This is a genomic window from Ignavibacteria bacterium (assembly GCA_017302895.1).
In the GTDB taxonomy this organism is placed as follows: domain Bacteria; phylum Bacteroidota; class Ignavibacteria; order Ignavibacteriales; family Ignavibacteriaceae; genus UTCHB3.
The window spans coordinates 1,583,332-1,597,464 of the sequence record JAFLBV010000001.1; the positions used below are offsets into that span (position 1 = coordinate 1,583,332).

At 42.1% G+C, this 14,133-nt stretch carries 12 protein-coding genes; 11 read left to right on the forward strand and 1 reads right to left on the reverse strand.

All coding sequences use genetic code 11. The features are described 5' to 3' along the window. Window positions 1-24 precede the first annotated feature (24 nt). The 11 genes from J0L60_06235 (at window position 25) to rpsU (ending at window position 13,095) form a co-directional block, all read left to right on the forward strand. Complete coding sequence (locus tag J0L60_06235) at window positions 25-663, forward strand: hypothetical protein (protein MBN8545715.1); 639 nt, start codon at window positions 25-27, stop codon at window positions 661-663. A 13-nt stretch (window positions 664-676) separates the two neighbouring features. Then, window positions 677-1,873 carry a peptidase M14 gene (locus tag J0L60_06240; GenBank protein MBN8545716.1) on the forward strand — a complete coding sequence of 399 codons (1,197 nt, stop codon included), beginning with the start codon at window positions 677-679 and terminating at the stop codon, window positions 1,871-1,873. A 155-nt stretch (window positions 1,874-2,028) separates the two neighbouring features. Continuing rightward, entirely contained in the window at window positions 2,029-2,598 is a 570-nt protein-coding gene (locus J0L60_06245) for a sigma-70 family RNA polymerase sigma factor (protein ID MBN8545717.1), read from the forward strand. A gap of 8 nt (window positions 2,599-2,606) precedes the next feature. Continuing rightward, window positions 2,607-3,440, forward strand: coding sequence for a hypothetical protein (locus tag J0L60_06250; protein MBN8545718.1), 834 nt, complete (start codon window positions 2,607-2,609; stop codon window positions 3,438-3,440). An 11-nt stretch (window positions 3,441-3,451) separates the two neighbouring features. Then, window positions 3,452-3,916: a universal stress protein gene (locus J0L60_06255; GenBank protein MBN8545719.1), complete on the forward strand. Its 465-nt coding sequence runs from the start codon at window positions 3,452-3,454 to the stop codon at window positions 3,914-3,916. Window positions 3,917-4,143: 227 nt separating this feature from the next. Next, window positions 4,144-5,178 carry a hypothetical protein gene (locus J0L60_06260; GenBank protein MBN8545720.1) on the forward strand — a complete coding sequence of 345 codons (1,035 nt, stop codon included), beginning with the start codon at window positions 4,144-4,146 and terminating at the stop codon, window positions 5,176-5,178. 60 nt (window positions 5,179-5,238) lie between these two features. Further along, window positions 5,239-7,101 carry a T9SS type A sorting domain-containing protein gene (locus J0L60_06265; protein ID MBN8545721.1) on the forward strand — a complete coding sequence of 621 codons (1,863 nt, stop codon included), beginning with the start codon at window positions 5,239-5,241 and terminating at the stop codon, window positions 7,099-7,101. Between the two features lie 135 nt (window positions 7,102-7,236). Beyond that, entirely contained in the window at window positions 7,237-9,921 is a 2,685-nt protein-coding gene (locus J0L60_06270) for a hypothetical protein (GenBank protein ID MBN8545722.1), read from the forward strand. Between the two features lie 395 nt (window positions 9,922-10,316). Then, entirely contained in the window at window positions 10,317-12,434 is a 2,118-nt protein-coding gene (locus tag J0L60_06275; protein MBN8545723.1) for a DEAD/DEAH box helicase, read from the forward strand. 75 nt (window positions 12,435-12,509) lie between these two features. Beyond that, on the forward strand, window positions 12,510-12,890 hold the full coding sequence (locus J0L60_06280; GenBank protein MBN8545724.1) for a hypothetical protein: 381 nt from the start codon (window positions 12,510-12,512) through the stop codon (window positions 12,888-12,890). 13 nt (window positions 12,891-12,903) lie between these two features. Then, window positions 12,904-13,095 (forward strand): 30S ribosomal protein S21, encoded by a 192-nt coding sequence (gene rpsU / locus J0L60_06285; protein ID MBN8545725.1) that lies wholly within the window; start codon window positions 12,904-12,906, stop codon window positions 13,093-13,095. A 141-nt stretch (window positions 13,096-13,236) separates the two neighbouring features. Here rpsU and J0L60_06290 read toward each other — a convergent pair whose 3' ends face one another. Further along, window positions 13,237-14,043: a TIGR00730 family Rossman fold protein gene (locus tag J0L60_06290; GenBank protein MBN8545726.1), complete on the reverse strand. Its 807-nt coding sequence runs from the start codon at window positions 14,041-14,043 to the stop codon at window positions 13,237-13,239. Window positions 14,044-14,133: the final 90 nt, after the last annotated feature.

A 14,133-nucleotide genomic window follows, 5' to 3' on the forward strand; every position in this document is an offset into this window, starting at 1 on the left:
CCTTGAAATAAAAGATAAGAAAAAATGAGAAAAATTGCATTAATTCTTCTGCTGTCTCCGATATTTTTATTTTCACAGAAACTGGGAGATGTTGCTCCTGTAGAGAAGCCACAGCCTTTTCCGCCAAACACACTTGGGCTCGATCTTATGATCGGTGAAGCGGGTTTTGGATTGGGTGGTTTTTACCGGAAAGATTTATCCGAGGAACTTACCTGGTTTACAGACTTTTCGATAAGCGAAGTGAAGGACGACCGGGAATTTGAATACATCGATTATTGGGGAAGAATAATCGTTGTCGGGAAGAAAAACAGGATTTTTCAGGTCCCTTTTTCCACCGGTTTTCAGTACCGCCTCTTTAAGGAGAGTCTCACCGAGAATCTGCGTCCCTACATTTCGATTGGTGTCGGACCAAATCTTATAATTACCACTCCGTTCGAAAAGGAGTTTTTCTCCTCATTCGGATCGGCGCAGGCAAAGATCGCATTGGGTGGTTATGCGGGCCTTGGAGCAAACTTTGGAATTAACAAAAAGAATCTGCTCGGGTTGAATGTGAGATACTACTACGCACACCTCTTTGACGGTGGTGTTGAGGGGATGGAAGGAATCATGAAACAGAATATCTCTGGGATATTTTTGACGATAACTCTGGGAACGATGTTTTAGACTAAAGTATTTTATGACAGACCGGGTACAATTCGAAATTCTAAATGAACATGCGGGGTTTAAGGAAGAGAGATTACCCGACCGCTACTATACATTCAACGATGTCGATCTCTTAATCGGTGAATTAGTGGGACAACCCCTTTTTGATGTTCAGACTGCGGGGGTATCTGAAGAAGGTCGTGAAATCCGGCTGATTAAATCGGGAAGAGGCAAAATCCGGGTATTCATGTGGGCACAGATGCATGGTGACGAACCTACAGCGAATGCAGCACTTTTTGACCTGATGAAGTTTTTTAGAAATCCCGGAAGATTCTCTAAACTCCGGGATGAAATTCTGGATAACCTGACCATTTGGATAATGCCGCTCGTCAATCCTGACGGCGCGGAGAGGTTTACAAGGGAAAATGCCTCCGGAGTCGATCTCAACCGGGATGCACACGACCTTACAACACCCGAAGCAAATGTTTTAATGAACGCTTTCCGCAATATCAAGCCTGATTTTGCGTTCAATCTACACGATCAGGGAAGAGCACATGCGGCAGGGGATTCGGGCAAACCGGCGACCATCTCTTTCCTGGCACCACCCCCTGACGATAAAAACTCAATCCCCCCAAAACGTTTAAATGCTAAAAAACTTATCTCCAACCTCGTCGACCACCTTCAGAAACTTATACCCGGTCATATCGGAAGGTACAGTGAGGAGTTTGAGTACAGAGCTTTTGGAGACAGTTTTCAGGCTCTTGGTGCAGCTACAATTCTCGTGGAAAGTGGCGGATGGGAGGATGATATCGAGAGACGGTTTCAGAGGAGTCTGAACTTTTTTCTCTTTATTACTGCATTCAAATCGATTATCCCGTGTGAATATTTGAGTTTTGATACAAAACTGTATGACGAACTCCCGGGTAATAAAAAAGTGATGTATGATCTTCTCATCCGGGGTGTCAGCCTTCAAGGAAAAATTGTGAATATCGGGGTAAACAGAATCGAAGTCCCTTCTAAAAAGGGAAGGCCTGTCATTGTAAAGGGAACAGTAAAAAGAATCGGAAAGCTTCGAAACCGAAGGGGTTACAAAGAAATTGACGGCACGGGATTGTCAGTTGTTCCTCCTGTACGGAACGGTGGAAGAGCGGACTTTGTGCTGCAACGGGGGGAGAAAAAAGTTTATGAAGTAAATAACGGAACAGCAAAAGAATTTCCGGAACAAATTTAAATCGTTTCCTTTCTCAACCTGAAAAACAACCACTCTCAAATTAAATTATCCTTAAATCTGCACCATTCAAGTAAAAAATGCTCCCTTTTTTTTGTATTTTAAGATAAATTTGCTATTATTAGGAAACGAGATTATATACTTTTTAAACTTCGAGTATGACAAAAAACTATAACGGCGATATTTACGCTGATTTTGAACGGGAAGCCGTTCCGCACATGGATGCACTTTTTAATTTTGCACTCAGGATGACGGGTGACTCTGACGAGGCGAGTGATCTGGTGCAGGATACCTACATGCGTGCCTTCCGTTTCTTCGATAAATTTGAAAAAGGAACCAACTGTAAAGCCTGGTTGTTCAGAATAATGAAGAACACCTACATCAATTCATACCGTAAAAAGACTAAAGAGCCCGAACGGTTTGATTATGAAGATGTAGAAAACTATTACGAAAATGTAAAGCCCTCTTCCACCGAAGACGCACACCTTGAGAAAGAAATATTTGACAATCTTCTCGATGATCAGGTTGCGTCAGCCATTTCCTCTCTCCCGGAAGATTTCAGAACGGTAGTTATCCTTGCCGATATCGAGGGATTCACTTATGAAGAGATAGCAGATTTTATAGACTGCCCTGTGGGTACAGTCAGATCGAGACTGCACAGAGCCCGCAAAATGCTCTATGCAAAGCTCTATGACTACGCAGGCACAAAAGGTTATGTTAAGAATTAGCAGATATGATGAACGATAAAAACAGACACGAATACGCCGAACTTGTTGCTGCTTTAGTGGATAATGAAATAAAAGACAATCAGTTACGATCTGAATTGTTGAGTGCCACCGCCACCGATCCCAATTTGAAGACGGAACACCATGTCCAGTTGACTGTAAAAAAGACTGTAAAAAAGAAATGCAGGATGGCACAATGTCCCTCCTCTCTCAGAAACAGGATTTTACTCGATATACGGACAGGAGCAGCGGTCGAGAAGGGAAACAACAAACAGGTTTTTTCTCTCCGTCCTTACGCCTACGCAGCGGCAATAGCTGTAATTTTTATTACGCTATTCATATTTAAATATACTGATACCCAAACCGGTGGGTTGGAAGTAGTGGAGTCCAAATTCAGTCTTGATAAAATGGCGATGAACAATTTCAAAGCCATTCTTGATGCAAAGCTTGCACCTCAGATCACTTCGGATGATCCGGGCAAGATTCAGTCTTTTTTCGCTGAAAAGGGATTGCAGTACAAGATGAGAATGGTCTGTCCCAAGGGGTGGCATTTTGTGGGAGCCGTGGTATCACAGGACAATGGTGAAAAGTTCGGTCATGTGGTTTTGTCCGATGCAAAAGGGAATCTGCTCTACATATTTGAGGTGGATAAAAAATATCTCACTTCCGACAAGAAACTCAGCCTCGACAACAAGATAATGTCAACTGTAATGTCGGGTTCATGCTACACTCAGGGAGAGGGAAACATGGGGATATTGATAAACAGATGTGGCGATAATGTTAGGGCTGTTGTTGCAAAAGACAACCCCGAAAACCTTAAAACACTTTTTTGTGGTTTGGATTAGAGAGGTAGAAAATGGCAATTTTAGCGACTGTTAAAAATATTTTATTCCCTACTGATTTTAGCAAATATTCGATGTCTGCTGCGGAGTACGCAATTGAGAGAGCGATAAAATATGACGCTACGATTCATCTGCTTCATGTTATAGAGGATTTTAAACCGATTCTTGCAATCCGTACCTTTGACCTCACTCAGGAAAAGATCGAAAATGAACTGAAGGAGCACGCTGAAGCTGAGATGGACAAGTACATAGCTCAAATGAAAGATAAGTACGGTGATGCGAAAATTGAGAAGGTTTTCCGGTTTGGTGTAAGTCATGCCGAAATTGTGAAATATGCCGCTGAAAACGAAATTGACCTTATTGTTATTGCAACCCAGGGAAAAACAGGACTCCTGCACACTCTCCTTGGAAGTGTTGCTGAAAAAGTTATCCGTCACTCTGACTGCCCTGTGCTTGTGATTACCCCAAAACGGGACTGAAGTAACCAGTCTCTGCATTTCATCAATTTGATTTAAAGCTGTCTCAGATTTGGGGCAGCTTTTTTTGTTTCCCGGTACTCATTGTGTATCAAATAGCCATGCAGAACCTCAGAACTTCGGAGTTTCAGAACCTCAGAGATACTGAAGTTCCGGAGTTCTAAAACTTTCTCTTTCCCAAAAATTGATTATTTTCAGGCACAAGTTATTTTTTATTCGCAGGAATTAATATGATAAACAGAAACAAATTTATAGTCAAGACCTTGTTCTTGATGGTTTTCATGATGGTATCGGGTTTTCCACAAAGCAGGATTGAAAATTTCAATTTCTTCAGTGCAGAGCGAATACACAGTATGGACTGGATTTTTTATTTTTCCAATGCATATCACAAGAATTGGAAAGCCTTCAAACCAGACCCAAGTGCCCATCGTCTCGAACTCCGTCATGAATCAGGCAAAGACACCCTTCTGGATGGGAAATATTACCGGACCAACCTGAATGCACCCTTAAACTCAAAGATAATATACGGACCTTCGGTTTGGCAATCCTCTCCGTACAGGGAAGAAAGAGGCTACAGACAGGTTACCAGATACAGGGTACCGGCAAATGAGTGGTGCCTTGATACCATCAGCTACAGAGTTGATTTCCATTTGAGAAGACTGTCGAACGGGGACAGGATCAGAAGACCTTATGATACTCTTTGTCTTGCAAAAGTAATCATTCACTTTGAAGACGGGGGTCTGGTGAAGGATTCCGTGATAACTCATGCAGTCCGTTCAGGGGAACTGGTTAATACAAATCTTTGCTACATTTCTTATAAACTTGGCTTTCTTGAAGACAACACCTCCCCTGTTGAGTTTATCGGAAACCACACCTCCGGAAAGAAACTTCTGGGAATAGAGTTCGAATTGGAAAACAAAACCACCCGTGAATTCTACGCTGTTGAGAGCATTGAAGTTTCAGATTCGTTTATTTGGGAAAAATACTTTTCGCCGACAGGAAGTTCAGAAAGAATGAGCCGTCTCTTCTATTATCTTAAATCATTACAAACTGATGATAACATAAATGCTTCTATGACATCCCGGGTCGAGGATTATGAAATTGAAATACCGGCTCCCAATTCAGTGGATAATTATGATGCGATACAAATACTCGGGGAATCAATCGCATATCTTTACAAAGAGGGACTGGTACAACCTTTTAAGAAACGGCGGAGCCCTCTACGGACATCATCCAATAATATCATCTTGCGGCATGAGAGGTAAGCGGGGACAGATATGACGAAAAGATTGCCCCCAGATGATTCCTGTTGCAAGAGATACCAAATGACTGCATTCCTGTTTGCTGTATTGCTATGCAGTCTCATAACAAATGTGCATGGTACTATCCGCTATGTGAAAGCGGGCAATCCGACCCCACAACCGCCCTACACATCCTGGGCAACTGCATCTGACAGCATTCAGAAATGTGTTAATGTATGTCAAAGAGGTGACACAATTTATGTTGGTTCGGGGGTGTACAGGGAGTACCTTCGGAATATACCACCTTTCCTCACAATTGTTGGTGAAGAAATGGAATCGACAGTAATAAATTGTTCGGGTCTTAAATCAACAAATTCGTTCCGGAAATCAGCTGTAGAATTAGCTGATTCATTAACTGTGCTGAATTTGACATTAATAGGTAATTCAACTGAAATAAATGACTCCTTAATTAAAATAGCATTCGAAGATAACCCTTTATCCGGAATCGCATCCGGGATTTTGGTACGATATTGTAAGTTGATCAATTTCTTATCAGGTGTCTCACTCGCGAGGGGGGTGATTGGAAACACTATTATGAGGGATGTTCATACATTTCTTTTGACTTCAATAGATGCAAATAATATTGATTCAATTAAACTCTGCGACAATGTACTGGTCCACCCACTGTATTCAATGGAAAATTTCATCATAAACTATCTGAAATATCCAAATATTTTGATCACAAATAACATTTTTATCAAACCGTTCCAATCATCCAGTTTTTATAGTCAGTTATACAGTAACATCTTTTCCATCAACCCAATCGTTGAGTTTTCGAATAATTTGTTTTACACAAGGTCATATAATAATGACATCAATACATTTGTCCCTGCAAACGGCACAATGTCATTCTTCAACAATGTGTTTTGCATTTCAGAGGGTCCTGCCAGGGAATACCGCAAAGACTTCATGGTCTCCTCCGGCAATGTAACCTTTACCAATAATGTGGTTTACGGGTTTGATAAAGGTATCTGGAACAACTCTCCCAATCTGAAGGTAAACAACAACTGTTTCTGGAATGTACCCACCCCGATTAGCGGAACCCAGCCACCACTTGTCAACAGCGGGAATCTGTATGTCAATCCGATGTTTGTGAAGGATTACGGTGACTTCCCCGACATCGATTTTCATCTCCAGATGTACTCCCCCCTTATAGATGCGGGAGACTCAACGATACTCGACAAGGACGGTACGAGAAGCGACATCGGTTTCTACGGCGGACCTTTTGGTGAAAGTTACACATATCAGGATTATGCTCCCCGCGTTCCGGCGAGAGTGAAACTCCGCTCCACGGGTACACAGGGAATCTATGAACTCTCTTGGAGACCAAACACGGAATCAGACCTGAACAGATATGAGGTATATGCCGACAGCACAAGAGGATTTACCCCCGACACAACGAAGATAATCTGGAACGGTACAGATACACTGTTTAACTTCGTTCACAAGAAACCGTATAACAAACCTGTCTTTTTTAAGGTAAAGGCAGTAGATAACCAGAATCTAAAGAGTGATGCGAGTGAGGAGACGGGAATAGTACCCGTATCGGTTGATGAGGGAGATATTATTTCAGAAGATTATCACCTTTATCAGAACTATCCGAATCCTTTTAACCCTTCTACAACGATAGAATACAAGCTAAAAACAAGGTCGAGGGTACGGCTTGATATCTACAACTCGAGTGGTGAACTGGTGAAGACGATGATAAACAAGGAACAGGAGGGGGGATATTATTCGCTGACGGTAAACGCGGAAGATCTTGCAGCACCGGGGAGTAAATCCGGAGGGGTTGCGAGCGGGGTTTATATCTATCGCATCAATGTGGTTGAAAGTGAGAGGGACATCCCCGTATATATTCAGAGCCGGAAGATGCTTTTTGTGAAATAGAACCTCAGAACTTCAGAGTTTCAGAACTTCGGAGATTCTGAGGTACCGGGGTTCAACAATTTATAAAAACCAAAAGAAGACGGATCAATGACCTGTAGATACAGTTTATTAAGTTGTGTTATTTTTACGATCGTTTTGGTACAAACCATAAAATCACAGGTACCAAACGGGATACTTTTCGGGAAAAATTTTGCACAAACAAGTTTTTGGAATGTATCTGAACCCGATGAAAGGCAAATTGACTGGGAGAAACTATTCTCTCACGGTATCCATAATGTTTGGGAAGCAGAAGGAGGCAGTGGTGGTAATTTTTCCAGCACTGTCAGAATGAACCGTGACTCCAATTACACAACCGTCATAAGCGATCAATCGGGGATTTATGTCAAAACCAAATTATCTGAAAGGTCTCTGACAGACACAGCCTGCAACAAAACCCGCCAGGAGATCACACTCGTTGAAGGTCCTTTCATTTATCAGGAAAGGGATTACAGATTTACAAACCTGCCTGGACTTCCAAATTCAATGCTGATACAATATCTGGCACAATTTAAGTTAAAGGGAGGAGGAAGGCCTGATTCGAACATCACTGTTTGTTCATTACGGGTGAATCTGAACCTGACAGACATATCAGGAAAGACGACAACCGTCACATTGGCGGGGAAGGAAGTAAAACGGGAAGATTTGTCCGATGAGTTTTTTACGCTGATCATTCTTCCATACGATTTGCGGATAATAAGCAGTTTCAATAACAGTTCATCCGGTACAATCGATCCGCAAAGCATAAAATCGATGAATATATCGTATGCAGTTGTACTTCCTGAAGGTATCAGCACATTGAACCACGGAGAACTTTACATCGATAATATTGAAGTGATGGACAGGTTAATCTGGTATGTTTATGGTAGAGACAAGGAAAGAATATTGGAACGCTTTGCGCTGAAGAACAGCCAAATGCTCAGTAAGACGAACAGCGATAATAAATCGGGATACCACAACAAAAAAGATGAGATTGCTGAGAAGGGTCACTCCGGACGGACTCCTCATTCAGGGAGCGGTCGGGCTGTTGTACCAACCATCCGCTATGTGAAAGCGGGTAACCCCACGCCTGTGTATCCGTACACCACCTGGGCGACTGCATCTGACAGCATACAGAAAGTTGTTGACATGTGTGAGAGCGGAGATACGATACTGATCGGGACGGGTATCTACAGGGAACAGGTGGTATCAGAACACCAAGGGAGAGACCTTGCGATAATCGGTGTTGATGTTGACAGTTGCGTTGTGGATATGAAAAATATTCCTCAATTTACAACATCTTACGCCTTCAGAATGAGAGATAATCTCATTTTTGAGAATATCACGATTAGAACAATCACTTCCTCAACAGATCATAAAGCGGTTTGGGTGGATGTAATAAGTGGAAGTGCAAATGTAAGAATTCGCTTCAATAAGTTTTCAGGCAGATTTTACAAGTCTTTGACAATCTGGTCAGGTAGGGGGGAAATATCAAATAATCTGATCGCAGGTGCCGAGATTGCCTTTGAAACAAGTTACTCGCCCGGCACCTCAACTCTGAATATAGCTAATAATTATATAAGTAAATCGACTTTTGGATTCATGGTAAATTATGGAGTATTTAAAAATAATTTGGTTTTACTTAGCGATATGACAGGTCTTTATTTGAGCATATTAGGAGGGAGTACTGCATCCTTTTTTAACAATTTAATAGCTAATGGACGACCGGGGTCAATTGGAATTGAATATGCCAGAGGAGAGATAGAAAATAACATAATCAACAAACATAAGGTTGCAATACAGCCATATACTTCAAATACACCTTTAACCTTTCTCAATAATTCAATTGACTCATGCACAGTTGTATTTAACCTCAGCCAGGAGGGCGTGGTCCATGGCAACATCAGTTACAACAACTTCTACGGCAACGGCACAATTTCCAATGACATTTCAAAACTTGATCCCGATACTCTGATCTACACTTCGTATGACCCGATGTATGAAGGCACCGACAGTAGCAACTACCGTCTTCGGATGTATTCCCCCCTCATTGATGCCGGTGACCCGACCATCCTTGATGTTGACGGAACCAGAAGTGACATCGGAAGGTATGGAGGTCCCTATGGTCAGAGATACGAATATCTCGATCTTGCACCCAAAAAACCGAGGTTTACTCTTGTTACCTCACCCCCTTTACCCTCCCGTGGGGATGCCTCCGGCACTCTCCTGAAAGGCGAGGGGAGGATGGAGATTCACTGGCGGGGAGGTACAGAGGCGGATTTCAATTCATTCTCACTTCACAGGGGGAGAGACCCGTATTTCATCCCGGGAGAATTAAACAGAATATACTCAGGCAGAGACACAATGTTTACCGATTCACTCTCTGACCCGACAGGAAACTATACATACAAAATTACAGCGAAGGATAATCAGGGTCTTGTTAGCAAATGGGACAGTGTAACGGTGGTACTGACTGATATCGCAGAAGGTGGAGAACTTACACCCAAGGGAGTGGTACTCTACCAAAACTACCCTAATCCATTTAATCCATCCACAACAATAAGATTCAGGCTTGAAGAACCCGGAGAGGTTATCCTGAGGGTTTACGATGTAAACGGGTCAACCGTTGCGGTATTGAACAATGGTTGGCTACCTGCAGGAGAGCACGAGAGGGATTTCACCCCGGGAAAGACAGGAACGATGAATGACATGGCATCGGGAGTATATTTCTACAACCTCACAGTAAGGGATGCAAACCTGAAACCGGTTTTCATCCGCTCGGACAAGATGCTTTTTGTGAAATAGAACCTCAGAGTTTCAGAGCCTCTGAACTTCCGAGATACTGAGGTTCTGAGGTTCCGGAGTTCTGACATTCCCTGAAATTAGTTTATGTGTGGAATAATTAGTATATTAGGTGCTGGAAATTAAAATTTCCTCGAAACAGCCTGCAAGAGCGGCAATTGGTGTATAAAACTTTCCATAAAGACAAAAAACACGGTATCCCCCGACAATCAAATCTTTCTATTCGTTTTATTATCAACTTGTACACTTCCGGCTCGGAAGTTTCTGCCTCGGGTTTGACATTTATTTATTTTGATCAGCAAGTATCCCGCAATTCCGTATAGAAAACGGAGAACGACAACAGAGTTACAAACTCCCGTTCGGGGTCTTACGCCGGTCGCCAACCTTTTAAGGATTTTATGTTTAAAGAAATTGGAATTGAAGAGAGCATCATTAAAGCCATCACAGAACTTGGCTTTGAAACGCCCACTCAAGTTCAGGAACAAGTAATACCATTACTTTTGGAAGATAACAGCAGGGATATTATAGCCCTTGCACAAACAGGTACCGGAAAGACCGCAGCGTTTGGCATACCGATACTTCAGAATCTTGATACTGCAAAGAAAAAGATTCAGGTACTTATATTAAGTCCGACCAGAGAACTTTGCCTACAGATCGCCGATGATCTTGCAAACTACTCAAAATATAAAACAGGTGTGAAAATTGCCGCAGTGTTTGGCGGAGCGAGCATCGAAAGACAAATAAAATTAGTGAAAGACGGAGCTCAGATAATATCAGCCACTCCGGGCAGATTACTCGATCTGATTCATCGTAAAGAAGTAAACATTTCCGAAGTTGAGACTGTTGTTCTTGATGAAGCTGATGAAATGTTGAACATGGGATTTAGAGATGAACTCGTTGCGATACTTTCAGAAACACCTGCTGACAAGAACATGCTTCTTTTCTCTGCAACCATGCCTTCAGAAATTACCGGAATTGTTAAAAAATATATGGAAGACCCGATTGAAATTACAGTCGGAAAGAAAAACTCAGGTGCCGAGAATGTAAATCATGTCTGCTATCAGGTATATGCAAAAGACAGATATCTTGCACTGAAAAGAATCGTGGATTTTTATCCCGAGATTTACGGTATTGTTTTTTGCCGTACAAGGAGAGAAACCCAGGAAGTGGCAGATCTTTTGATGAAAGACGGTTATAATGCTGATGCACTTCATGGTGACTTGAGTCAGGCTCAGCGTGACCAGGTAATGAACAAATTCAGAATAAAACACCTGCAGATTCTGGTTGCAACTGATGTTGCTGCGAGAGGTCTTGATGTTGACAACCTTACACACATTATCAACTACAGCCTTCCCGAAGAGATAGAACTCTACACACACAGAAGCGGAAGAACAGGCAGAGCCGGAAAAAAAGGGACTTCGATTGTTATTTCCAACGCAAAAGAGAAACACATTCTTAGCCGCATCGAAAAACAGATTAATAAAAAGTTTACCTTTGAAGAGATTCCTGCCGGTAAATTAATCTGCGAAAAACAGCTTTTCCACCTGATTGACAGAATGGAAAAAGTGGAAGTTGACTATACTCAGATCGAATCATTTTTGCCCGAAATCTACAGAAAACTTGAATGGCTCGACAGGGAAGAACTGATAATGAAGTTCGTTTCGGTTGAGTTTAACCGTTTCCTCGATTACTACAAAAACAGTGCGGAACTTGCCACACCGAAAGAGGGAAAATCGACAGGCAAGAATTCAAGATCTGATGTGAACTACACAAGATTTTTTATTAATCTTGGAAAAACCGACAATCTGAAACCCGGAACCCTCATGGGACTCGTTAACGAGTACACAGGATTTTCCGATATACAGATTGGTGACATTGAACTTCAGCGGAACTTCTCATTCTTCGAAGCGGATTCCGAGTTTACCGATGTGATCATGAATTCATTCGGTGGAAAAGATTACAAAGGGAGAACCATTTCAGTCGAAATTTCAGAGGGTAAGAGCAAATCCGGTTCGGATGACAGACCAAGAAGAGCATCATTTGGTGGCGATCGTGGCAGAAGTTCCGAAGGCGGAAGAAGCAATTACAGAGGCGGCAACAGAAGCAGAAGCTCTGAAGGCGGCAACAGAAGTGGCGGCGGCGGATACGGTGGCGGCAGAGGAAGAAGCTCTGAAGGATCATCCTCGGGTGGTTCAGGATATGGCCGCAGTCGCAGTTCCGAAGGTTCATCATCAACCGGTTCAGGCTTTAACAGAAGCCGCAGTTCCGAAGGTGACAAAGCCGGTTCCGGATTCAACAGAAGCCGCAGTTCCGAGGGCTCATCGGGTGGTGGTTACAAAGGAAAAAGAAGCTCTGAAGGTTCTTCAGGCGGTTACCGCGGACAGGGTGGAAGCTCTGAAAGTGCAGCCGGCGGAGACGGTTCCAGACGCTTTAAAGAGTTTAATTCCCGCGAAAGGAAGTCTGACAAGCCTTCTTTCGGTGATAAATACAAAAAAAGAGAAAAAAAACAGTTTTAACACAGATGATTTTCCCCTTTTTACTTGAAAAAGGGGAAAATCTTCCGTATATTTTAAAGCTAAAATTTAATTTATATGGCACGACTTACAAAAAACATAGAAGCATTTTGCAGAACCTGCGCATCTGTAACCAAGATGGAAATCTCTACCCCCGCGGGAGAGGCTTTTGGCGAAGACATGTACTGGGCACACTGCAAAAAATGCAAGAACAAACTTGTTATTTCTGTTGATGATATCATCAGAGACGACAAGATATCGGTAAAAGACATTGACATGGGTGAGGCAGTTGACTACTCGCCGGCCAAAGACTATGAAGTAGGCGTTGTTCTTTATCATAAAGAATGGCAAGATTTCGGGGTTGTAAAGTCGAAGTCCAAACTTTCACCAACAAAGATATCGCTTACTGTTGAATTTCAGAGTAAAGGTATTAAAAAGTTATTAGCTTCCATCAATTAAGAAAGGTATTCGCTTGATAGGCATTACTGTACAAGAGAACGAATCTATAGATAAAGCGTTAAAGCGCTTCAAAAAGAAATATGAACGCTCGGGCATATTAAAAGAATTTAAGAAGAGGACATTCTTCGTTAAACCTTCAATCAAGAAAAGACTTGAGAGGATTAAAGCGGAGAGAAGAGCTCACAGGACTGACAACAAGGATTAACATTATCCTTCAGTTCTCATAAGGTTTTATAACGGGTTTGTGTCTTTTTATCGGAAGATAGAACGACACAGACCTTTTTTAGTCTATTCTTCACACAAAAGGGACCTGCAGTTTATGCAAGCCCCTTCTTCAGTATAAATTCTATTTGATAAGCCGGGCATCGAGGTACTTCTTAAGTGACTCGAATGCATCCTTTGGCGTATCATGTACCTCAAAAATATTGACATCCTCGGGTGAAATGGTGCCCACCTCAATCAGTTTATCAAAATTGATCAGGTTTTTCCAAAAATCACTTCCATAGAGAATAATCTTCATCTCCTTTGTCATTTTTCTGGTTTGAACCAGTGTGAGAATTTCGAACATCTCATCGAGAGTGCCGAACCCTCCCGGAAAGATAACGACAGCCTTGGCAAGATATGCGAACCAGAATTTCCTCATGAAAAAGTAATGGAACTCGAATCCCAGTTCGTCAATCACATAGTCGTTCATGCTTTCTTCTTTTGGAAGGCTGATGGTGAGGCCTACGGATTTGCATCCTGAGAGGGTTGCTCCCTTGTTGGCAGCTTCCATAATTCCGGGACCTCCGCCTGTAACAATAGCAAAGCCTTTATCTTCGGTGGTTCGCGAGTTAAGGTATTCTCCCGTGAGTTTTGAAAATTCAACAGCATCTTCATAATATTTTGCTGAAGCGAGCTCTCTTTCGAGTTGCTTTTTGTCTTCTTCGGTCGCGTTTCCGGAATTCTCCAATTGCTTTGCCTTGTCAAGAACCACTTCCAACGGCTTGATTCTGGCAGATCCAAAAACAACAACAGTATTGGTAATTTTATTTCTTTTGAATTTAGCTTCGGGGTCGAGGTATTCAGAAAGAATTCTTACAGTTCTGCCTTCGGATGAGTTCAGAAATTCTTCATTTTTATAAGATTTAGGTGGTCTTCTTGTCATATCCACTGTTTCCTCTATTTTATGTTTTTCAATAAAAACAATAATTCATATCTTTAAAGTTAAATAAGTAAACTTTATAAATAAACCTGTGAAAAT